This is a genomic window from Streptomyces sp. NPDC060031 (assembly GCF_042736805.1).
Taxonomy (GTDB): domain Bacteria; phylum Actinomycetota; class Actinomycetes; order Streptomycetales; family Streptomycetaceae; genus Streptomyces.
Genome location: NZ_JBHWVM010000037.1, coordinates 48,424 through 69,433, shown reverse-complemented (window position 1 = coordinate 69,433; position 21,010 = coordinate 48,424). Strand labels below are relative to the sequence as shown.

Here is a 21,010-nt window from a genome sequence, read left to right as displayed (position 1 = left end):
GGCAGCGGCTGCCGGAGGGCCGGGGGCTCAGGCTCAGTTGTTGGAGCCGACCAAGTTGTCGTGGCCCGCGTTGAAGATGTCGTCGAGGGCGAACTGGGACCAGTCGCCGAAGACGAACACGTACGAGTTCTCGGCCGGGGCGGTGACGGTCACGTCGGCAACGGCCGCGGACGCGCCGCCGAGGACGATGGCGCCGGCGGCCAGGACGGTGAGCACGGAGCGCACGGAACGCATGGATGCACCTTTCAGGCAGGGAGGGGGCATGCCCGAACCTAGAGAGGAGTCCGCGCGCTGTCCCGCAGCACGGCCGGGCCCGGTCAAGACCAAGCCGTTTGGCCGACGACCGAGTGACCGCGCGGGCGGTTTAGGCTGGTGCCATGAAGATCATCGACCTAGAGCCCGGCGACCCCCGGCTGACCGGCGACCTGCTCCCCGTACTGCTGGAACTGCGCACCCACCTCGACGAGGAGCTGTTCCTGCGGATCCTGGAGGAGGGGCACGGCCAGGGGCTGCGCTTCACCGCCGCCTACGACGACGCCGGCGTGTGCGTCGGCGCGGCCGGCTGGCGGATCGTCGCCAACACCTACCTGATCCGCAAGCTCTACGTCGACGACCTCGTCACCGCCGCCGCCTCCCGCTCCACGGGTGTGGGCCACGCGCTGCTCGCACACCTGGAGCAGCACGCCCGGGCGGCCGACTGCACCGCGCTGACGCTCGATTCCGGGACCCAGCGGACCGACGCCCACCGCTTCTACTTCCGCGAGCGGATGGCAGTGACCGCCTTCAACTTCGAGAAGCCGCTGGTCTGACACCGGACGGCCCGTCGGGCAGTCCACTAGTCCGCTAGTCCACTTTCCTGGAATTGGCCTTGCCGCGGACATGATTGGCCTCGGTACGTTCGCCGCATGCGCATCCAGATCGTAGACGCCTTCACCACGAGCCCCTTCGCCGGAAACCCCGCCGGCGTCTGTCTGCTCCCCGCCGGACAGTGGCCGGACGACTCCCGGTTGCGGCAGGTCGCGGCCGAACTGAACCACTCGGAGACCGCCTTCGCCCTGCCCCTCCCGGCCGGGGAGGAAAGCGGCGGGGAGACGGTGGAGGGGACCGACTGGGAGATCCGGTGGTTCACTCCGCTCGTCGAGACCAATCTGTGCGGCCATGCCACTTTGGCCACGGCCCACACGCTGCGCCGTGAGGGGCTGCTGACCGGACCGGTGCGGTTCCACAGCCGGTTCAGCGGCGTCCTCACCGCCCGGGGCGAGGACGACGGGTCCATCACCCTGGACTTCCCCGCCGCCCCGGCCACCGAGGTGCCCGTACCGCCGGGCCTGGCCGAAGCCCTCGGGGTGCGGCCCGAAGCCGCGTACCGTACGGGCGCCCTGGGCGACCTGCTCACGGTGCTGCCCGACGAGGCGGCCGTCCGGGCGGTGCGGCCGGACCTCGGGGCGGTGGCCGCGCTGACCCGCCGTGAGGGGCTGCGCGGGGTCATCGTCACCGCGCCGGCCGCCTCGGCGGGGCTGGAGTACGACTTCGTGTCCCGCTTCTTCTCCCCCGCCGAGGGCATCCCCGAGGACCCGGTCACCGGCAGTGCGCACACCGCCCTGGCCCCCTACTGGTCGGCGCGGCTGGGCCGCCCCGACGGGCTCACGGGCCTCCAGGCCTCGGCTCGGACCGGCCTGGTCGTCGCCTCGCTCCACGGTGACCGCGTCCATCTGTCCGGGCACGCGGTGACCGTGCTGGAGGCGACCCTGCACGTCTGACCCGTGACCGAACCGTCTCCGCCCCGACGCCCGCTCGATCTCGTCCGTGGGCCGGCTGCTTGCTACGTTCTTGCGACAGCCGACCTCGGGGGACCCGCTCATGCCCGCACCTGCCAGACCCGGCCGGGTCCTGTCCGCCGTGGCCGTGGCCGCCGTCCTGCTGGCCGGGTCCACCGGGTGCGAGGACGAGGACGGGACCGCCGCGAAGGCGCCGCCGACCGTCTCGCCGTCGGCCTCGACATCGCCTTCCGCGTCGGCGTCGGCTTCGGCTCCCTCGGCTCCCCCATCTGCTCCGGCCTCCGCGTCAGCCACCCCGGCGGCTGCCGTCTCATCCTCCGCGCCCCGGCCGCCGGCCCCGGCCCCGCCGCCCGCTCCGACCCGGTTGCGGGCGTCGGTCGACACCCGGGGCGGCGGGCTCGCCCTGGTACGGGGCGGCGCCGCGCAGGAGTTCACCGTCACCCTGCGGAACGGGAACTCCGCCGCGTACGGGCACCTGCTGATCGCCTTCCAGATGGAGTTCCTCGTCGGCGAACCCGGTGACGCACCGGGCAGCGGGCCGGGCTTCGCGCTGGAGCGCTTCGACGCGCCCTCGGGCACCTGGAAGGCGGCCGCCCTGCGCATCGCCAACGACCACGAGCCCGAATCCATGTACACGGGCGGCGCCCCGCTCGCCCGCGAGGCCGGGCGCGTGGAGCGCTACCGGCTGCGCGCGACGGCCGGCGGGCCGACCGGCAGCACCCCCCTGATGGTGTACTTCATCGACACGGACGCCGACCGGTCCGCCGCCACCTACGTGTACCTTCCGCACACCACCCGCTGAGGCTCGCTCAGCCCGGCGCCGCGGGTGCTCGATGGAACCCTGCGGGAACCTCGCGAAGACCGCCGGTCACCGGTCCCGTGCCCGCCCCGGCTCCTGAGCGGGCTCGGACAGGGCGAGCACCGCCGTCCGCCACGCGGCGGTGACCGCCGAGCGGGCCCGGTCCGTGGCCTGCGGCACCCGGTCGGGCAGGTGGAGCGGCGCGCCGATGTGGACGTGCAGGCGGGGCCGCCGCAGCGGGGCGGTGACGGCTCCGGCGAGCTGCTTGCCCCGGCTGCCGGAGCACAGTCGGCGGGCGCCGGCCTGGCCGACGGGCACGAGGGGGGCTCCCGTCGCGGCCGCGAGCCGGGCGGGCCCGCTGCGGAAGGGGCCGGGGGCGGACTCCCCCGCGTCGAGGCGGCCCGGCAGTCGGCCTTCGCCGTAGATGAGCACACTGTGACCGGCGGCGAGGACCGCGGCCGCGGCGTCCAGGGACTCGCGGGCGCGGGCCGTGCCGCGGTGGACGGCGATGTGCCCCTCGCGCCGCAGCGCGGCGCCGAGCAGGGGCACCCGCCACAGGCCTCCGGTGGCCAGGATGACGGGGTCGATCCCGTACCGCCGCAGGGCCGCGACCACGACGACGGGGTCGGCGAGGGAGGTGTGGTTGGCGACGATGATGCTGCCGGCGGCGGGCCGCGCCACGGCATCGGCGTCGGCGTCGGCGGTGACCGTCAGCCTCCCCACGGCGGGTAGGACGGCGGCGGCGATTCGGCTGAGCATGGACGTCCCCGTTCGGGTGGCGCTGCGGTGATGCGGTGGCGATGTCCATGGTCGGGCCGGGCGGCGGCGCGGGCATGAGTAGCCGTACTCACCCCGTATGGGGACCGGAACCGGGTCGCGGGCCGGTCGGGCCCGGAGAGCCGACGAGAGAGGCAGCGCCTTGTCGGCGAGGGTGATCGGACCGGCGGCGTCGGTGCGGCACCGGGCTCCAGATCACCGACGGCGGCGGCAACTCCGGCTGGAACCCCGGCCAGACCTGCTCGGGCGTGTGTCCGGCCCCGGTAAGGCCCCGCCGACCGTCGCGAGTTGAACCCCGTACCGGGTCCGGCAGTCGACACTGGACGTACTGGACTCTTCCGGAAGGGAAGTGACGCCGTGAGCGCAGTCGCGCTGCTGGGGACCGGGATCATGGGCTCGGGCATGGCCCGGAACCTGCTCCGAGCCGGCCACGGGCTACGGGTGTGGAACCGGACCCGGGAGAAGGCGGCTTCGCTGGCCGCCGAGGGGGCGGTGGTCGCGGACACGCCGGCCGAGGCGGTGGCCGGGGCCGAGGTGGTGCTCACCATGCTCAACGACGGGGCCGCGGTGGCCCGGGCCATGACCGCGGCCGCACCGGGGCTGCACGCCGGGCAGGTGTGGGCCCAGATGGGCACGGTCGGCGTGGCCGCGCTCGAGGAACTGGGCGGATTCGCCCGGGAGCAGGGACTCGTCTTCGTGGACGCCCCGGTCCAGGGCACCCGGCAGCCCGCCGAGGCGGGGACCCTGGTGGTGCTCGTCTCGGGGCCGGCGGAGCCGCGGCTGGACCCGGTCTTCGACGCCGTCGGCAGCAGGATCGTGCGCGTCGGGGACGAGGCGGGCGCGGCGACCCGGCTGAAGCTGGCGACGGTCGGGTACGCGATCACGGTGACGGCGGCGGTCGGCGAGGCCCTCGCGCTGGCGGAGGGCCTCGGGGTGGACCCGGAGCTCTTCGCACAGGCGGTGACCGGCGGCCCGATGGACAGCCCGTACCTCCAGGCCAAGATGCGGGCGGTCCTGGACCGGGACTTCGCCCCGAACTTCACGGTCCGCGGCGCGGCGAAGGACACCGGCCTCATCGCCGAGGCCGCCGGCGCGGCAGGCGTCGCGGTGGACCTGGCGGTCGCCGCCCGGGCCCGCTTCGAGCGGGCCGACGCCCAGGGCCACGGCGCCGAGGACATGGCGGCGGGCTACTTCGCGAGCTTCCCCGACACCCCGTAGCCGGGCCGGTCAGCCGGTCGGCCGGTCCCTGCGGAGCGAGGACGTCGAGCTCCTCCAGCGCGCCGACCGCGATCCGCCGGGTCAGCGCCTCGGCGCGGGCCGCGTCCCCCTCCCGTACGGCCTCGGCCACCTGTACGTGCAGCGTGACGGCGGCGGGATCGGGGTCGTGGAACATCACCTCGTGCTCGGTGCGGCCGGTCAGGACCTCGGCCACCACATCGCCGAGCCGGGCGAACATCTCGTTGCCGGAGGCGTCGAGCACGATCCGGTGGAAGGCGATGTCGTGACGGAGGTAGCCCTCCAGCTGGTGGCCGCGCGAGGTAGGGAGCGCAGCTGGCGCGGCCGGTCGCTGCCGGCGAGGCGCCAGCGGATGACGCGCGGGTCGTAGACGTTCCACTCCTCGGTGGGGCGCACGGTGACGCCGACCCGGCGCCGCGACTGGACCAGGTGCATCGACTCCAGGACCCGGACCACCTCCCTGACCACCGTGCGGGAGGCTTCGAACTCCCCCCACGAGCCGAGGTCGACGAGGACAGTGAGGTACGCGGTGATGCGCGTCATTGTGGTGATGGGCGTGGCCGGCACGGGCAAGACGACCGTGGGCGCACTGCTCGCGGACGCGCTCGGCATCCCGTACGCGGAGGGCGACGCCTTCCACCCGGCGGCCAACGTGGCCAAGATGTCCGCCGGAACCCCGCTGGACGACACGGACCGCGCGCCCTGGCTCGACGCCATCGGCGAGTGGATCCGCAACCGGGCCGGGACCCGTGGCGGCGTGGTGTCGGCCTCCTCGCTCAAGCGCGCCTACCGCGACCGGCTGCGCGCCACCGCTCCCGACGCGGTGTTCGTGCACCTCACCGGTGAGGGCCCGCTGATCGAGAAGCGGATGGCGGCCCGCAGGGGCCACTTCATGCCCACGACACTGCTGGATTCGCAGTTCGCGACGCTCGAGCCGCTCCAGGCGGACGAAGTCGGCGTCGCCGTAGACGTGTCCGGGACCCCGGAAGAGATCACCGAGCGGGCACTGGCAGCCCTGCGCCGGCTCCCCACACCCTGACGGCCCTCACCCGACAATCTCGGTGGTCGGCCTGGGCTTCGTGCTCCTGTTGTCACTGGTCCTCCGGCACCTCGTCGAAGGTCTCGGCCAGGTACGCCGCCAGGGCAGCGGACGTCGGCGGGGACGAGCGGGCCCCCAGATAGCCGTCCGGGCGCACCGCGAACAGGGTCGGGCCCTGCGGCCGGTAGATCCTGCCGAACTCCCCGCGGGCGTCCCGGTACACGGGAAGCGGCCCCGCCGAGCCGGCGGGTGCGCCGTCGGCGAGCAGGATGCAGGTCTCCACGCGGCCGCCCGACAAGGCCCGGGCGGTGGAGGCCAGTTCGACGAGTCCCGCCGCCCCGGCCGTGTCCGAGTAGAGCAGCAGCACATGGCCGTCGCGATCGCGCAGCAGATCGTGGAGGCGAAGCGGGTAGGTACTGATGGCACCGCTCAGTCCCTCGCAGTCCGGTGCCCGGTCACCGGCCTGCGGGCCCTGCGGCGCCACACCCGCGACCGGGCCCACGATGGGGCTGCCGCGGTAGCCGACGAGCAGTTGCGCCTCCCGCAGCATCATCACCGCCGGGTCCGCCGCGTCGGCCTGTACGCCGCCCTGCGTCGCGTGCCGGACGGTACGGCCGACGACCTCCTCGCCGACCGGCCGGCGTTCCGCGTCGTAGCTCGCCGTCAGCCGCGGATGGGCGGCGCCCCCGACGGCCAGCGCCAGCTTCCAGGCCAGGTTGCAGGCGTCCTGAATCCCGGTGTTCATGCCCTGCGCGCCCGTCGGCGGGTGGATGTGCGCCGCGTCCCCGGCGACGAAGACCCGCCCCTGCCCGTACCGGTCCACGATGCGGTGGCTGATGCGGAAGACCGAGGACCAGCGCAGCGCGGAGGCGAGCGTCGGCTGCGGCGACAGACGGTCGAGCACCTTTTGGATATCGGCCAGTTCGGGGCCGCGGCCCGTGACGAGCCCGTGGTCGATGCCGTCCGCGGCCGCGCCGTCCTGCCCGCCGCGGGCGGACAGGTCGCGGGCGGACAGGTCGCGGGCGGACAGGCCGGGGGCGAGCAGCATCGACACCCGGTAGCGGCCGGGGCCGGGCAGCGGGATGCACACCAGCACGTCGTCGATGACGCCGTCATCGTCGCGGTGCATGGCCCGTACGCCGTAACCGTGCGGCATGTCCCAGTCGACCTGCACGTCCGCGAGCATGTACTCCTCGGGGAAGGCGCCACCCCCGAAGGTGAGCCCGAGCCCCTTGCGGACCGCGCTGTGCGCCCCGTCGCAGCCCACCAGGAACGCGGACCGGACCTCCTCCTGCGCCCCGGAGGCCGTCGTCAGCAGGCTGGTGACCCCGGTGGCGTCCTGGGTGAAGGAGACGAGCTCGGTGCCCCGTTCGATCCGCGCGCCGAAGCGGGCCAGGTGCTCCTCCAGGATCCGCTCCGTCTCGTACTGCGGCAGTGCGGCGAAGCCGTACGGCACCTCGGGCGGGAGCCGCATGTCCATCCGCGGCTGCTCGACGCCGTTCACGTACACCAATTGCCCGAGCATCGCGACGGCGGCTTCCAGGGCGGTACGGACCAGGCCCATCCGGTCCCAGATCTCCAGGGTGCGGGGCACGATGCCGACGGCCTTCGCGTACGGCAGCCGCGCCGGGAGCCGGTCGACCAGGCGGCAGTCCACGCCGCGCCGGCTCAACTCCACCGCCGCGGTGAGGCCGACCGGGCCGGCGCCCGCGATCAGTACGCTCCTCGCGTCGGTGTGCGTCATGGGCGTCGCCTCCGCATCCATCGTCGCGTGGCGTTCCGCTTACAGCGACCCGGCCGCGTCGAGCTGGTTCGCGGCCAGCGCGAAGCCGTTCGCGGCGACGGCGCAGCGGTCGGCGAAGCCGCGCACCTCGCTGCGGAATGCCTCGCCCTTCGGACCCGTCCAGCGCAGGTGGACCACGGCCGCGCGCAGCCGTACGGCGTGCGAGCGCAGACCGGCGGCGTGCGAGCGGAGCGCCGAGGCGGGCGCCTGGGCGGGGGGCCGGGTCGGCGCGGGGGCGGGCGCCGCGGCCACGACGGCGGTGGCGGTGACCCTCCGGGCGGCCCCCGGCGGGGCGGGCTCGCCGCGGCCCGGGCCGCGGTCGAAGAAGGCCAGGCAGGCGGCGCCGAACCCGAGGAGCGGGTCCGCGGTCATGGCCCGGCCGGTGGCCACCTGCCAGCCGGCGTGGTCGTTGAACGGGTTCTCGTCGGTCAGCGCGTGCCAGGCGAGCAGGTCGGCGAAGGCCGGGGAGAGCAGCGTGAAGGCGTACGCGGAGCCCCGACTGCGCATGAGCGCGCGGAACGCGCGGACGGCCTCGCCCTGCCGGTTTTCCTCGACTGCCCTGAAGACTGCGGCCGCGTCCGGGTGCGCCGCCAGCCCGGGGCGGCCGGCGCTCGCGGCCCGGATCCGGGCCTTCAGCCCGCACACGGCGATGCTGACGGCGAGGCTCTCCCGGCCCGTGAGGATCCCGGCGAGCCGGCCCGCCGCCGCCACGCCCCGGCCGCGGGGGGCCCAGCCCAAACCCGCCGGGTCGGTGAGCGTGCGCAGCAGGGTGCGCCAGGCGGGTCTGCGGCGTCCGCCCCGGGCGAGGGCGGCTGCGGGCAGGCGGGCGCCGAGCGCCAGCGCGGAGGCGTGCCGGGCGGCTTCGCCGACGGCGTCGGCGGCCTCCGCGAGCTCGCGGCACACGGCACCCAGCAGGGCGACGTCCGGGTCGGTGGACGCGGAGGTCACGGCGTCGGACATGGGTTCCTCGCGTTGCATCGGGGTTTCGGGGTCGGTGGTCAGCGGGGGCAGCGGAGGTGGTCAGCGGTGGCCGAGCGTGAGCAGGATGCCCTGCGGGTCCAGCGTCGTGGGCAGCGGGCCCGTGGGGTTGAGCACCGGCCGCGTCGACTCGACGCGGTGGCCGCGCAGCACCTCGGCGCAGAGCGCGGAGGTGAGCAGCAGCCCGAGCCGGCTGCCGGGGCAGCGGCCCGCGCCGTGGCCGAAGGGGGCCATCCGGATGTCGTGGTCGGATTCGGGCGCCTTCCAGCGGCCCGGTACGAAGACGTTCGCGGCCGGCACGTGCTCCGGATCCCGCTGGTGGAAGGCGGCGGGTGCCAGGAGGGTGGTGCCCGCCGGGTGGCGCTCGCCCTGCCACTCGGTCTCGGTGCGGGTGACGCGGACCAGGTCGGGCACCACCGGGAAGAGCCGCAGCGACTCCCGGACGCAGGCCCGCAGCCGGGGCAGTTCGGCGCCGGCCTCGCCGGCTCCGGCTTCGGCGGCGGCCGCGTCCTGCTCGGCGGGGTGGGCGCCGAGGAGCAGCAGGGTGCGCAGCAGGGTCGCGGGGACGGCGTCCATGGCCGCCAGCCAGTGCTGGGCGGGGCCGACGGGGTCGCCGTGGCGGGCGGCCCGGCCGACGAGGGTGTGCGGGGCGGCCTGGGCGGCGTACTGCCGGATCCGGGCCACGGCCTTGTCGCGGAGGGTCCGGGCGGTACGGGCGTTGCGGGCGCGGCCGCCGCGCAGTTGGCCGAGCAGGGTGGCGAGTTCCTCGTCGCCGGCGGCGGCGTCGCCGAGCACGATGCGGCGTCCGATGCGAGCCACGGTGTGGCGGGCGCGGGCGAGTTCGAGGCTGCCGGCGGCCGTCAGGAGCGGGGCCTCGGCGGCGACGGCGGCCAGGAAGGGCCGGCAGGAGGGGTGGACGGGGGCGTCGGAGGCCAGTACCTCGTCGTGGATCCACCGGCCTGCCTCGCGGGGCTCGCCGTGCGCCTCGGTGTGGAAGCGGCGCAAGTCCTGCGGGTCCAGCAGGACGAGTGCGGTCCCGGCGGGGCCGCGTACCAGGAGGGGCGCGCTCCCGTGCCGTTCCCGCAGGGCGCGCAGCGCGGCGGCGGACCAGTGCGGCCGGGCGGGGGCGGCGTAGGGGTGCGTGGCTCGGCCCCGGCCACCGCCGGTCACGAAGCCGCGTACGAGGACGGGCAGGGTGTGGGTGGCGGCGAAGCGCACGGCCTCGGCCCGCCCGACGCCGCCCCGGGCGCCGCCGGATCCGCTTCGCAGGGGGTCGAGAGCGGCCTCGTGGACCGGACGCATCGGGGTACCTCCGCGCAGCCGTGGACGACGTTCGGTGACATCGGGATCACCGTACGTCGCTCCCGCGGGGCGCGCGCCCCGAGCTCAGCCCGGAGTGGTGGTTGCGAAGAGCGCCGCGTCGCGGAAGGCCCTGCGGAGCGGGCCGGGGGGACGGGTGGGGAGCAAGAGGGCCCAGCGGTGGTGGCGGGGGGCGACCCACAGGGCCGGGGCGTCGCCGTGGGACCAGGCGCCGTGCGGGGCCGGGTGCCAGAGGAGGCCGCGGGCAGGGGTGAGCTCGCCGGTGCGGATGCGCAGCGAGTCGGCGGTCCAGGAGCGGGCGATGGGGCGGTCCGTCGGGGAGAGCAGGTGGCGCGGGAAGCGGACGAGGTCGGCGAGGGGCGCGTGCAGGGTGCCGTCGGCGGCGAAGCGGGTCCGGGTCATGCCGAGCGGGGTCCAGATCCGGTCGGCGGCGCACCGGGCGAGCGGGCTGCCGGTGAGGTGTTCCGCGAGGCGGGTGAGCGTGCCCGGTGGCGCGGCCGTGTCCCGGGTGAGCAGGTGGTGGGCGGTGGTCCCGGCGGGGGCCGCTTCGGCGAGGCCGTCCCCGTAGGCGGACAGCGGGGTGTGCAGGCTCAGTTCCCCCGCCTCGACCAGGGTCCCGATGACGGGCCACAGCGCCAGCACGGCCGCGAGCCCGCCCACCTCGTACGTGCGGTCGGGTGGGGCGTCGGCGCCTTCCGAGGACGCGTGCACCCCGTCGGGGCCGCCGACCGCCCAGGCGGCCCCGGGGTCGGTGGACCGTACGAGTGCGTGGATCTGGTCGGTCCGGTCGTCGCTCTGGAGCGTCATGTTCAGCCACGCTACGACGCTCCGTGCGCCGCCCGCCGCGCGTGGCACGGCGTAGTCACCCCGCGCCACCCGATTGCCGGTACGACAATCCGAGCGGAGCGGGGTGACATCCGGTCAGCTCTTGTCGGGGCGGTCCGTCACGCGCAGGGTGTTCAGCAAGGGCTTGCCGAAGCCGCTGTGGGTGACGAAGCGGATGTTGAGCACCCCGTCCGTGACCGTCACCGTGTACGTACGGTTCACGGCCGTGTACGTGCCCGCCTCCAGGGAGACGTCCAGGGAGGGCAGGACCTGCGCACCCTCCGCCAGGACGTCGAAGACGCGCTTGTTCGGCTTGGTGGAGGAGAGCTCCGCGAAGCCGAGCTCCACCGTGTAGGTGCCGTTCGGGACGTTGTCGAAGCGGTACTCGTACATGCCCTCGCGGGCGTTGCGGAACAGCCGCTGATCCTCCGTGCCCGCGATCGTGCGGCCGGTGGACTGGACCGAACTGCTGCCCTGGTAGCCGTACGAGCCGGCCGTGTACTTGCGGTCGGGGGACCAGCCGTCCCCGAGCACGTCCGTGCCCGCGTAGTCGGAGCCCGCGTCCAGGGCGACCTGGTAGCGCGGGACGACGACCTTGACCGGGACGCTGAGCAGCGGCGAGCGGCCGCTGGCGGACGCGATCTTCAGATCGGCCGTCAGGACCGTCCCCGGGGTCAGGCCCGCGGTGTCCACCGTGAGGGTGATCGGGGACTTGCCGCCCGTCGGGAGGTTCCCGCTGCCGGGCGTGGCCGTCAGCCAGGCCGCGTCCTCGGTCACCGTGAAGTCCGTGCCCAGCCCGGGGTTGGTGAGCTCCAGGGTCCGCGTCCGCTTCTGGTTCGGCGGGAGGACCGCCTCCACGGCCGGCTTGGAGGCCGTGACCTTGCCGGTGCGCAGGGACTGCGTCACCGTCGTGACGTCGGCCGGTTTGATGTCGACGGTCGCCGTGGCGGACTCGTACGAGGGCGCCGACAGGGCCACCGCCCGCGAGCCCGACGGGCTCTGGACGACGTAGCCGCCGTCCGCGGCCGTGGTCGCGGACACCGCCGTGTCGCCGGCGCCGACGGTCACCGTGGCGCCCGCGACGCCCTTGCCGTCGTTCGCGTCGAGGACGCGTCCGGCGACGACACCGCTCTTGGTGGTCCGGAAGGCGATGGACAGGCCGTCCGTGATGACCGCGGTGTTGAAGGAGTACTTGAAGGCGTCGCTGCCGGTCGCGTTCTCGACGCCCACGGTGGCCGTGGAGCCGCCCTTGATGCCGGTGCCGCCCGTCCCCTTGTAGGAGTACGTCACGGTGCCGTCCTCGCCGATCGCCGCCGAGAAGGAGAACTTGTCGTTCTGCGCGGACCAGTGGGCGACCTCGCGCCACTCGATCACGTAGCTGCGGTGCGGCGCGGTGCCGGTGACCGCCGTGAAGACGCCCGAGCCGCTGCCGGCCGCGCCGACGACGAGGTCGTCCCAGAAGGGGTACAGGGCCGCGTTCGGCGTGCCGGCGCTCGGGATGTCCCCGTTGATGTCACCGGTGTTGTTGCCGCCGAAGCTGACCGTGCCGTTCGTGCCGATCCACGCCTGGCCGTACGTCTTGCCGTACAGCGGCAGCGGGAAGGGCAGCTCGACGCGCTCGGTGGTGTTGTCGCCGGTCAGCGCGAGCTGCCGGTCCCCCGCCGGGTACGGTCGGTCGCCCGCGGCGGCGCAGGCGTAGCCGTAGCCGTCCGTGCGCTCGGGCAGGTTCACCGCGACGGTGGTGTCCCCGGCGACGGTGACCTTGGCCGTTCCGCCGGTGACACAGCGCGAGGAGTGGGTGGCGTTCACGTCGTACGTGCCGTACGGCAGCGTGACCTCGAAGCGGCCCTGCGCGTCGGCGGTCGCGGTCACCGGGGTGTCCGCGATGGTGACGGCGGCGCCCGCGGCGGGTCCGGCGGCCGAGGAGACCGTGCCGGTGAGCTTGCCGGAGGCGGCCTGGGCGAGGGTGAAGTCACCCGTGGCGGTGGTGTTCTCGGTCACCGTGGCCGTCGCGGTCTGCTGCCCGAAGCCGAACTTCGACGCGGTCAGGGCGTACTCGCCCACCGACAGGGAGCGGAAGCTGTACGTGCCGTCGGCCGCGGTGGTCGTCGTACGGTCGATCGGGCCGTCGGCGGTGATCTTGACCCCGGCGACGGGGTCGCCGGAGCCGGAGCGGACGGTGCCGCCGAGGGCGCCGATCGCGCCGCGCGGAGCGCCCGTCACGGCGGCCAGCGCGTCGAGCTTGCCCTCGCCGAAGACGTTGTTGTCGGCGGCGGTGCCGCCGCACTGGCTGCTGTCGGTGTCCTGCGCGGTGCCGTCGAGCAGCGCCTCGGTCTGCGCGATGTCCCCCTCGAGGGCGGGCGCGGCGGACCAGAGCAGCGCCACGGTCGCCGCGGTGTGCGGCGAGGCCATGGAGGTGCCGGAGAAGGACTCGTACCCGCCGCCCGGGACGGAGGAGCGCACGTTCACGCCGGGGGCCGCGATGTTCGGCTTGACTGTGCCGCCGGGGCCGGCTCCGCGCGAGGAGAAGGAGGCGATGGCGCCGTTGATGTCGAAGGCACCGGAGCTGTAGGAGCTCGCGTAGTCGCCGGGCGAACCGCTGGTCGCGCAGCTCGGGCCGGAGTTGCCGTTCGAGAAGGCCGGGAAGATGCCGGCCGCGCGCCAGGCGTCGACGATCTGCTGGTACCAGTCGTCGTGCGCCGCGCTGCCCCACGAGTTGTTCACGATGTGCGGGGCGAGGTCGGGACGCGGGTTCTGGCCGTTCAGGTCGGTCGGGGCGACGATCCACTGGCCGGAGGCGAGCAGCGAGGCCTCGGAGCAGGAGCCGGTCTCGCAGCCCTTGGCCGCGATCCACTTGGCCCCCGGGGCGACGCCGGTCTTGTTGGCCCCGCCGTCGTCGCCGACCATGGTGCCCATCGTGTGGGTTCCGTGGTCGTTGTTGTCGCAGGGCGCCGCGGTGGGGCAGACGCCGCCGGGGTCGAACCAGTTGTAGTTGTGGTCGTACGACCCGTCCGCGTTCTTGCCGCGGTACTGGTTGTTGACGGCCGGGTGCGTGTAGTCCACGCCGCTGTCGATGTTGGCGACGACGATGCCCTCGCCGCGCACCCCGAGCTGGTCCCACACCTGCGGGGCCTTGATCCGGTCGATGTTCCACTCGACGGCGTCGGCGGCGACCTGCTCGCGCCGGCCCTCGGCGGGCTTGGGGAGGGTGACCTTGTCGTCTGCGTCGATCCGGGAGACCTCGGGGCGCTGGGCGAGGGTCCCGGCGAGCTTCTCGCTGCCGACGACGCGCACCGCGTTGACGATCCAGTACGAGGTGTACTCGGCCTTCGCGCCGTCCAGGGCCTTGATCACCTCGGCCTGGGTGCGCGCGGCGTGGTCCTTCTTGAGCCGCAGCACCGTCTCGGCCTTCGCCGCGCGGGTCTGCTGCCTACCCGCGGAGCCGAGGTCGGCGGCGCTGTCGAGGTAGACCCAGAAGACGGCTTTGGCCGAGTCGTCGAGCTGGGCGCGGAGCTTGGGCTCGATCTTGCGCTCGGCCGCGCCGGGGGTGGGTCCCGGTTCCGGCGCCGCCGCGGCGACGCCCGCCCCGAGGGGCAGGAGCAGGACCGAGGTCAGCGCGGCGAGCGCCGTGCGTAAGGATCGTCGTCTGTTGCGTTGTGCCACGTGTGGTCTCCTCGTACGCCGTGTGCAGGTTGTGCGGGAAGGGAGTGCGTGACGTGCGCGGGTCATGGTGAAGGAGTAGTCATGGCCATTACAAGAGGGCGTCATGAGCCACGCCCCGCCCGGTGGCCCTTCCCGGCCGCGCACGCCAGCCTGGAGACATGACCGCGTCGCCCGACGAGCCGGCGTCCACCCCCGACGTGCGGCTCGGTACCGCGCAGGGCCGCTGGATCGTGCTGGCCACCGTGCTGGGGTCGAGCATGGCGCTGCTCGACTCGACCGTGGTCAACGTGGCCCTCCCCCGGATCGGGCAGGACCTCGGCGCCGATCTGGCCGTCCTGCAATGGACGGTCAACGCGTACCTGCTGACCCTGGCCGGACTGATCCTGGTCGGCGGGGCGCTGGGCGACCGGTTCGGGCGGCGCCGGATCTTCGTGCTCGGTGCGGTGTGGTTCGCGGTGGGCTCCCTGCTGTGCGGAATGGCCCCGAACGCCGGAGTACTGGTGGCCTCCCGCGCCCTTCAGGGCATCGGCGGCGCGCTGCTGACGCCCGGCTCGCTGGCGCTGATCCAGGGCTCGATCCACCCCGACGACCGGGGCCGTGCGGTGGGCCTGTGGTCCGGGCTCGGCGGGGCCGGCGCGGCCGTGGGGCCGTTCCTGGGCGGCTGGCTGGTGGACGGGCCCGGCTGGCGCTGGGTGTTCCTGCTGAACATCCCGGTGGCCGCGCTGTGTGTGCCGGTCGCACTGCGGCACGTACCGGAGTCACGGGATCCGCATGCGCGCGGCCGGTTCGACGTGCTCGGCGCCGTGCTGGGCGCGGCCTCGCTGGCGCTGTTGACCTATGCGCTGATCGAGGCCCGCTCCGGAAGCGCGCTGGTGGCGGGGGCGGCCGTGGGCGGCGTAATGCTGGGTGCCGCGTTCGTGTACGTGCAGCGGCACCGGGCCGAGCCGATGGTGCCGCCGGACATCTTCGCCTCCCGGCAGTTCACGGCCGTCAACCTGGTCACCCTGTGCGTGTACGCGGCCTTCGGCGGCTTCTTCTTCCTCGTCGTGCTCCAGTTGCAGGTGGTCTGCGGATACTCGGCACTGGCCGCCGGGGCCGCGCTGCTGCCGACCACCGCCCTGATGCTGCTGCTGTCGGCCCGGTCGGGGGAGCTCGGGGAACGGATCGGGCCGCGCATCCCGCTCACCGTCGGACCACTGCTGTGCGCGGCCGGAATGCTGCTGATGCTGCGCGTGGGGCCGGGCGCCTCGTACCTGCAGGACGTACTGCCCGCGCTGGTCGTGATGGGGATGGGCATGGTGACCCTGGTGGCTCCGCTGACGGCGACCGTGCTCGCCTCGGTGGACCCGGGGCGGGCCGGCCTGGCCAGCGGCATCAACAACGCCGCCGCCCGGGTCGCCGGGCTGCTCGCGGTGGCGGCCCTGCCGCTGCTGTCCGGGATGGGCCCGGACGCGTACCTCACGGCGGACCTGTTCGACGCCGCCTTCGGCCGGGCCATGCTCTGGTGCGCGGGCATGCTGGTGGTCGGCGCCGCGCTCGCCTGGGCCACCGTACGCACCCCCGCGCCCGGGGCCCCGCACCCGCAGTGCCGTACGCAGTGCGCGGTCACAGCTCCGCCGCTCGAACCCCCGCGGGCCGCGGAGCGATGAGGCCCGCCCGCGCCCGGGGCCGCCCTGCCAGGAGCCGGGCGCGGGCGGGACCACGACGGGCGGGCGGCGTCGCGGGGCCTCCACACGAGATCTACGGCGAGGGAGACGGAGGGAATTCTTGACTGAAAATTCAGTCAATGCCACAGTGCCGATACCTCTCATCCATCCCTCCTTCGGAGGTTCACATGCACCCAAGCCGCAGAACCGTGCTGCACTCGGCGGGCGCCGGAGCCGCCGGCCTCGCCCTGGGGACCCTCGCCCCACTGGCGGCGCACGCCGGGCAGTCCACGCAGGACGGGCAGGTGACGGCGGCCGCCCGCCGGATGACCGTGCCGCTCGACGACGTACCGCACGTCCGCACCTGGATGGCATGGCCGTCCAGCCGCTCGATCTGGGGCCCGGACCTGGCGGGGGTGCAGCAGGACATCGCCCTGATCGCCAAGACCGTCGCGCGCTACGAGCCGGTGCTGATGTGCGCGGCCGACGAGAGCGCGGCCGCCACCGCCCGAACCCGGTGCGGGTCCGCCGTCACCGTCATCTCCACCATCCCGGTGGACGACCTCTGGATGCGGGACACGGGCGCGGTCTTCCGCCGCGACGGTGCGGGCGCCGTCGACGCGATCGGCCTGAACTTCAACGGCTGGGGCAACAAGCAGACCCACCGCAAGGACGCCAAGGTGGCGCGGCTGCTCGCCGCGCGCGAGTCCCTGCCGTTCACCACCGCCGCCTTCACCGGCGAGGGCGGCGCGGTGGAGACGGACGGCGACGGCACCCTGATGGCCACCGAGAGCAGCCTGGTCAACAAGAACCGCAACGCGGGACTCAGCCGCGCTCAGGTGGAGGCCAAGGTGCTCGCCGCCTACGGCGCGGACAAGATGATCTGGACCCCGGGACTCAAGGGCCAGGACATCACGGACGACCACATCGACGTCACCTCCCGGTTCATCCGCCCCGGCGTGGTGATGGTCCAGGTGCCGCCCGCCGACCGCACCGACATCTGGGCCGAGGACGCCCGGGAGCAGCTCGCGATCCTGTCCGCCGCCACCGACGCCAAGGGCCGCCGGCTCCAGGTCCTCACGATGTCCGGCCCCGACACCCTGCGCTCCGACAACCCCGACTTCGTCGACTCCTACCTGAACTTCCATCTGGTCAACGGGGCGGTCATCACCTCGCAGTTCGGCGACCGGGCCAAGGACGCGGGGGCGAAGCAGGCACTGGCGGCGGCCTTCCCGGGCCGCACCGTGGTCCAGCTCGACGTGGACCGCCTGATGGGCGGCGGCGGGGGCATCCACTGCTCGACCGTGCAGCAGCCGACGGCGCAGTGACCATGCGGTGAGGCAGCGCCATGCGCCGGAGCGCCACGGCCGACCTGACGGCGGGCACGGCCATCACCGCCGTCGGGCCGTGTGCGTCATGCGCGTGCGGCGGGTCCGCGACGGGCGCGTATCTCTCGCGCTGCTTCGCGACCCGCCCGGTGAGCCCCGAGATCCGCGGCCACATTGTTGCTCACGGTGTGAATATTCCGTGGACACCGCCGGTTCTTGCGGGCTGCCTGCTCGCCGCTCCCGGCGCGCTGCTGATCTCCGCCGACCGGCGCCTCCAGGTGCTCGATGGGTGCCGGCCGCCGGGGCCCTGGCCTGCTCAGCGATGTGGAGGCTGGAATTCGCCTCCACCCGGTGCGCCTTCGCGGCGGCCGATGCGCTGCTGGTCCCGGGCTGGACACGGCACCCGGAACCGGCTTCTCCTGTTAGCTGATCGGCCAAAAGTTACCTAGACGTATGTAGTGACTTCACACGCACTCGGCAGTAGAACTCGTTCTCATTCCGCCGAGAGTGAGGAACGTCACATGAGTGGCAAATCCCTGCAACGAAACGGCTCCAAGGGCATTTCGCGTCGCGGATTCATAGCTAGAACGAGTTCTATTGCTGGAGCCATGGTCCTCGCGGGTCAGATCGCTCCGACTCAGGCACGGGCGCAGTCAGCCGTGACCGCCGCCGGTGCGATCGACAACGGCGCCCACGTGCCGGTCCTGGTGATCGGCACCGGGTACGGAGGTTCCGTCGCCGCCCTTCGCCTCGCGCAGGCGGGCGTCAATGTGCACATGATCGAGATGGGCATGGCCTGGGACACCCCGGGAAACGACGGCAAGATCTTCGCCAACACCACCAAGCCGGACTACCGGTCGTACTGGCTGCGCACCCGGACGAAGGCGCCGCTCAGCAACTTCCTCGGATTCCCGATCGACAAGGACGTCCCCAGGTACACGGGCATCCTGGACGCCGAGGAAATGGGCGGCATCATCGTCTACCAGGGCCGCGGCGTCGGCGGCGGTTCGCTCGTCAACGGCGGTATGGCCGTCACCCCCAAGCGGCAGAACTTCGGCGCCATCCTGCCCACGGTGGACGCGGACGAGATGTACAACACCTACTACCCGCGGGCCAACGCCGGACTCGGGGTGGGCCTCGTCGACCCGAACTGGTTCGAGACCGTCGACTGCTACCAGTTCGCCCGCGTCGGCCGCAAGCACGCCCAGCGCTCCGGCTTCCCCTTCGTCTTCGTGCCCGACGTATACGACTGGGACTACATGGAGGCCGAGGTGGCCGGCACCGTCCCCAAGTCCGCGGTGGACGGGGAAATCCTCTACGGCAACAACCACGGCAAGAAGTCGCTCCAGCAGACCTACATCGCGGCCGCCAAGGCCACGGGCAAGGTCACCATCTCCCCCCTGCACCGGGTCACTTCGGTCTCCCCCGCCTCCGGCGGCGGCTACACGGTCTCCATCGAGCAGCTGAACACCGACGGCAACGTCACGGCCACCAAGAGCGTGACCTCCGACCGGGTGTTCTTCGCGGCCGGCAGCGTCGGCACCAGCAAGCTGCTGGTCAGGCTGAAGGCGACCGGGGTACTGCCCCTCCTGAACGAGGAGATCGGCAAGGGCTGGGGCGACAACGGCAACGTCATGTGCGGCCGCGCCAACCACATGTGGGACGCCACCGGGAAGGTCCAGGCCGCCATCCCCTGCGGCGGAATCGACAACTGGGACGCGGGCGGCGCCTTCGCCGAGGTCGCGCCGCTGCCGACCGGCATCGAGACGTACGCCTCCTTCTACCTGTCCATCACCAAGAACCCGAACCGCGCCCGGTTCTCCTGGAACGCCGCCGCGAACAAGGTCGACCTGGACTGGCAGACGGCGTGGAAACAGCCGTCCATCGACATGGCCAAGACCATCTTCGACAAGATCAACTCGAAGGAGGGGACGATCTACCGGACCGACCTCTTCGGCACCAACAAGATCTGGGGCGACCACCTCACCTACCACCCCCTCGGCGGCGCGGTCCTGGGCAAGGCCACCGACAACTACGGCCGCCTGCACGGCTACACCGGCCTGTACGTGATCGACGGCGCGCTGATCCCCGGCAACACCAGCGTCAACCCGTTCGTCACCATCACCGCACTCGCGGAGCGCAACATCGAGAAGATCATCGCCACCGACCTCTAGCCGGTGCGGACCGCGCGACCGCAGAAGCACGAGAACCCGGGGCGGTCGGATTCACCGACCGGCCCCGGACCCATGTCAGTGGCCCGGCAGCATGCACACGCTGTCGAGGCCGAGCACGTGGTTCAGCCGGCCGAAGGCCAGCCAGGAGCCGATGCTCATCGTCAGCTCCACGATCTCCAACTGGCTGTAGTGCGCCGTCATCCGGTCCCAGAACTCGTCGTCGAGCCCGTGGTGGTCGAGCGTGTACCGCTCCGCGTACTCCGCCGCCAGCCGGGTGCGGTCGTCGAAGCGGTCCGTGGTGCGCCAGTCGGTGACGGCGTCGGAGAACTCCTCCTCGACCGTCTCCCCGTCCCGGTCGGTACGCCAGTCCAGGCAGAAGACGCACCCGTTGATCTGCGCGACCCGCAGCCGCGCGGCCTCGAACTCGCGGAGCCCCAGGGTGGTGTGGGCGTACACCGAAAGGGAGAAGTTGGCGGCGGCCATCCCGATGCCGGGGACCATGTCGCCCCACACGTACTCGATCGGGTGCTGACCTTCGGGAATGTCGATGTTCACGGCTGTTTCCTTCCGAGTTTGCCGATGGCGGGGCGCAGGGGGATGTCCAGGGCGTCGTAGAGTCCCGGTTCGGCCTCCACCAGCCAGTCGATGGCGCCGACGAGCCGGCCGACCGCGGTGGCGTTCCCGCCCGCGGAGCGGTTCTCTCCTTCGTCGGTCGCCTCGATGGTGACCTCGATGCGCGGGCGGCCCTCGATGATCACCCGGTGCGCGCCGTCGCCTCCGTCGGGCGGCGAAGGCCAGTCGGGGGCGCAGGAGGGGTGGATGCGGGTGACGTGCTCGATGACGATCCGGGCCTCGCCCTCGACGATGCCCTGGACCTCGAAGCGGATGGCGCCCTGGGTTCCGGCCTCGAACTCGCCCATCGTGCGGGTGGTCACGGTGGCATCGAGGGCCCGGCGGTCGACCGTCTCCAGGATGTCGTCCAGCTCGACCCCGAGGGCGCGGGCCATCATCCGTATCTGTCCGCCCCACACCATCGTCGGGATGGACGGCATGAGCATCATCGGCTCGAAGTCCATGGGCTGGCCCATGCCCACGAGGAGCCGGACCGAGTCCGGCTGGTCGTAGGTGGAGTAGTCGAATATCTCCTGGCAGCGGATGACGTCGATCCGGGTCCCGAGTCCGCTGAGCAGGAGCGGGAGCACGTCGTTGCCCCAGCCCGGGTCGACCCCGGAGGCGAAGAAGGAGCCGCCGCCCTCCGCGACGGCCAGGGCCACCGGATCGCGGAACTCCGGCGGGGCGTTGCGGTGGTCGTAGAGCGGGTACAGCGCGGGGCTGACCACGACCGCCCCGGCCCTGATGGCCCGGGTGATGTCGGCGAGGGCGTCATCGGGTCGGATGTCGCCGGAGGCCGCGTACACGACCGCCTGCGGACGGGCGGCGAGGACCGCCTCCATGTCGTCGGTGGCCGCGACCCCGATCACGTGGTCGAGGTCACCGAGTTCGCCGGCGTCTCGGCCGACCTTGGCGGGATCGTGGACGATGACGGCAGCCAATTTCAGCGCCGGATGGGCCTCTACGGCACGGATGGCCAAACGGCCGACGTTGCCGGTACCCCAGACAACCGTGGAAATCATGCGCGGAGGGTAGCGACAGGACCTGCAGGT

Annotated in this window: 18 protein-coding genes and 2 pseudogenes; 10 read left to right on the top strand and 10 right to left on the bottom strand. The window is 73.3% G+C overall.

The window, feature by feature from the left end; translation table 11 throughout:
- Positions 1-33 precede the first annotated feature (33 nt).
- Complete coding sequence (locus ACFWB8_RS18680) at positions 34-234, bottom strand: hypothetical protein (protein ID WP_385227653.1); 201 nt, start codon at positions 232-234, stop codon at positions 34-36.
- Positions 235-377: 143 nt separating this feature from the next.
- On the opposite strand from ACFWB8_RS18680, the gene ACFWB8_RS18675 reads away from it, so the two are divergent.
- From ACFWB8_RS18675 to ACFWB8_RS18665, 3 genes are all read left to right on the top strand, one after another.
- Positions 378-809, top strand: coding sequence for a GNAT family N-acetyltransferase (locus ACFWB8_RS18675; protein ID WP_385227650.1), 432 nt, complete (start codon positions 378-380; stop codon positions 807-809).
- A 96-nt stretch (positions 810-905) separates the two neighbouring features.
- On the top strand, positions 906-1,760 hold the full coding sequence (locus tag ACFWB8_RS18670; RefSeq protein WP_385227647.1) for a PhzF family phenazine biosynthesis protein: 855 nt from the start codon (positions 906-908) through the stop codon (positions 1,758-1,760).
- 100 nt (positions 1,761-1,860) lie between these two features.
- On the top strand, positions 1,861-2,580 hold the full coding sequence (locus ACFWB8_RS18665) for a hypothetical protein (protein ID WP_385227644.1): 720 nt from the start codon (positions 1,861-1,863) through the stop codon (positions 2,578-2,580).
- A 66-nt stretch (positions 2,581-2,646) separates the two neighbouring features.
- On the opposite strand, the gene ACFWB8_RS18660 is transcribed toward ACFWB8_RS18665, so the two are convergent.
- Complete coding sequence (locus tag ACFWB8_RS18660) at positions 2,647-3,336, bottom strand: lysophospholipid acyltransferase family protein (protein WP_385227641.1); 690 nt, start codon at positions 3,334-3,336, stop codon at positions 2,647-2,649.
- A 375-nt stretch (positions 3,337-3,711) separates the two neighbouring features.
- On the opposite strand from ACFWB8_RS18660, the gene ACFWB8_RS18655 reads away from it, so the two are divergent.
- Positions 3,712-4,572, top strand: a complete 861-nt coding sequence (locus ACFWB8_RS18655) for an NAD(P)-dependent oxidoreductase (protein ID WP_385227638.1) — start codon at positions 3,712-3,714, stop codon at positions 4,570-4,572.
- Positions 4,573-4,603: 31 nt separating this feature from the next.
- On the opposite strand, the pseudogene ACFWB8_RS18650 reads toward ACFWB8_RS18655, so the two are convergent.
- Positions 4,604-5,076: pseudogene (locus ACFWB8_RS18650) on the bottom strand (FadR/GntR family transcriptional regulator); the annotation flags it as partial.
- 46 nt (positions 5,077-5,122) lie between these two features.
- Here ACFWB8_RS18650 and ACFWB8_RS18645 point away from each other — a divergent pair.
- Complete coding sequence (locus ACFWB8_RS18645) at positions 5,123-5,629, top strand: gluconokinase (protein ID WP_385227635.1); 507 nt, start codon at positions 5,123-5,125, stop codon at positions 5,627-5,629.
- 52 nt (positions 5,630-5,681) lie between these two features.
- Here ACFWB8_RS18645 and ACFWB8_RS18640 read toward each other — a convergent pair whose 3' ends face one another.
- The 5 genes from ACFWB8_RS18640 to ACFWB8_RS18620 form a co-directional block, all read right to left on the bottom strand.
- The gene (locus ACFWB8_RS18640) at positions 5,682-7,373 is read right to left on the bottom strand and encodes an FAD-dependent monooxygenase (RefSeq protein ID WP_385227632.1); all 1,692 of its coding nucleotides are present in this window, start codon (positions 7,371-7,373) and stop codon (positions 5,682-5,684) included.
- A 39-nt stretch (positions 7,374-7,412) separates the two neighbouring features.
- Positions 7,413-8,372 carry a hypothetical protein gene (locus ACFWB8_RS18635; RefSeq protein WP_385227629.1) on the bottom strand — a complete coding sequence of 320 codons (960 nt, stop codon included), beginning with the start codon at positions 8,370-8,372 and terminating at the stop codon, positions 7,413-7,415.
- 60 nt (positions 8,373-8,432) lie between these two features.
- The gene (locus ACFWB8_RS18630) at positions 8,433-9,692 is read right to left on the bottom strand and encodes a cytochrome P450 (protein WP_385227626.1); all 1,260 of its coding nucleotides are present in this window, start codon (positions 9,690-9,692) and stop codon (positions 8,433-8,435) included.
- An 84-nt stretch (positions 9,693-9,776) separates the two neighbouring features.
- The gene (locus ACFWB8_RS18625) at positions 9,777-10,517 is read right to left on the bottom strand and encodes a hypothetical protein (RefSeq protein WP_385227623.1); all 741 of its coding nucleotides are present in this window, start codon (positions 10,515-10,517) and stop codon (positions 9,777-9,779) included.
- Positions 10,518-10,631: 114 nt separating this feature from the next.
- A complete protein-coding gene (locus ACFWB8_RS18620; protein WP_385227620.1) occupies positions 10,632-14,198 on the bottom strand; it encodes a S8 family serine peptidase in 3,567 nt (1,188 codons plus the stop codon).
- 158 nt (positions 14,199-14,356) lie between these two features.
- On the opposite strand from ACFWB8_RS18620, the gene ACFWB8_RS18615 reads away from it, so the two are divergent.
- The 5 genes and pseudogenes from ACFWB8_RS18615 to ACFWB8_RS18595 all read left to right on the top strand — a co-directional run bounded on the left by ACFWB8_RS18615 (position 14,357) and on the right by ACFWB8_RS18595 (position 19,346).
- The gene (locus tag ACFWB8_RS18615; RefSeq protein ID WP_385227617.1) at positions 14,357-15,847 is read left to right on the top strand and encodes an MFS transporter; all 1,491 of its coding nucleotides are present in this window, start codon (positions 14,357-14,359) and stop codon (positions 15,845-15,847) included.
- 185 nt (positions 15,848-16,032) lie between these two features.
- Complete coding sequence (locus tag ACFWB8_RS18610) at positions 16,033-17,172, top strand: agmatine/peptidylarginine deiminase (protein WP_385227614.1); 1,140 nt, start codon at positions 16,033-16,035, stop codon at positions 17,170-17,172.
- A 20-nt stretch (positions 17,173-17,192) separates the two neighbouring features.
- Positions 17,193-17,447, top strand: a pseudogene (locus ACFWB8_RS18605) (DUF6629 family protein); the annotation flags it as partial.
- Positions 17,372-17,602, top strand: a complete 231-nt coding sequence (locus ACFWB8_RS18600) for a DUF6629 family protein (protein WP_385227611.1) — start codon at positions 17,372-17,374, stop codon at positions 17,600-17,602. The pseudogene ACFWB8_RS18605 and the gene ACFWB8_RS18600, both read left to right, overlap by 76 nt.
- 91 nt (positions 17,603-17,693) lie before the next feature.
- Positions 17,694-19,346, top strand: coding sequence for a GMC oxidoreductase (locus tag ACFWB8_RS18595; RefSeq protein WP_385227608.1), 1,653 nt, complete (start codon positions 17,694-17,696; stop codon positions 19,344-19,346).
- Positions 19,347-19,421: 75 nt separating this feature from the next.
- Here the strand turns inward: ACFWB8_RS18595 and ACFWB8_RS18590 are convergent, their stop codons facing one another.
- Together ACFWB8_RS18590 and ACFWB8_RS18585 are read right to left on the bottom strand one after the other, a co-directional pair.
- A complete protein-coding gene (locus ACFWB8_RS18590; protein WP_385227605.1) occupies positions 19,422-19,901 on the bottom strand; it encodes a carboxymuconolactone decarboxylase family protein in 480 nt (159 codons plus the stop codon).
- Positions 19,898-20,980: a dihydrodipicolinate reductase gene (locus ACFWB8_RS18585; RefSeq protein WP_385227602.1), complete on the bottom strand. Its 1,083-nt coding sequence runs from the start codon at positions 20,978-20,980 to the stop codon at positions 19,898-19,900. The genes ACFWB8_RS18590 and ACFWB8_RS18585 overlap by 4 nt, the downstream gene beginning before the upstream one ends.
- Between the last annotated feature and the right edge of the window lie 30 nt (positions 20,981-21,010).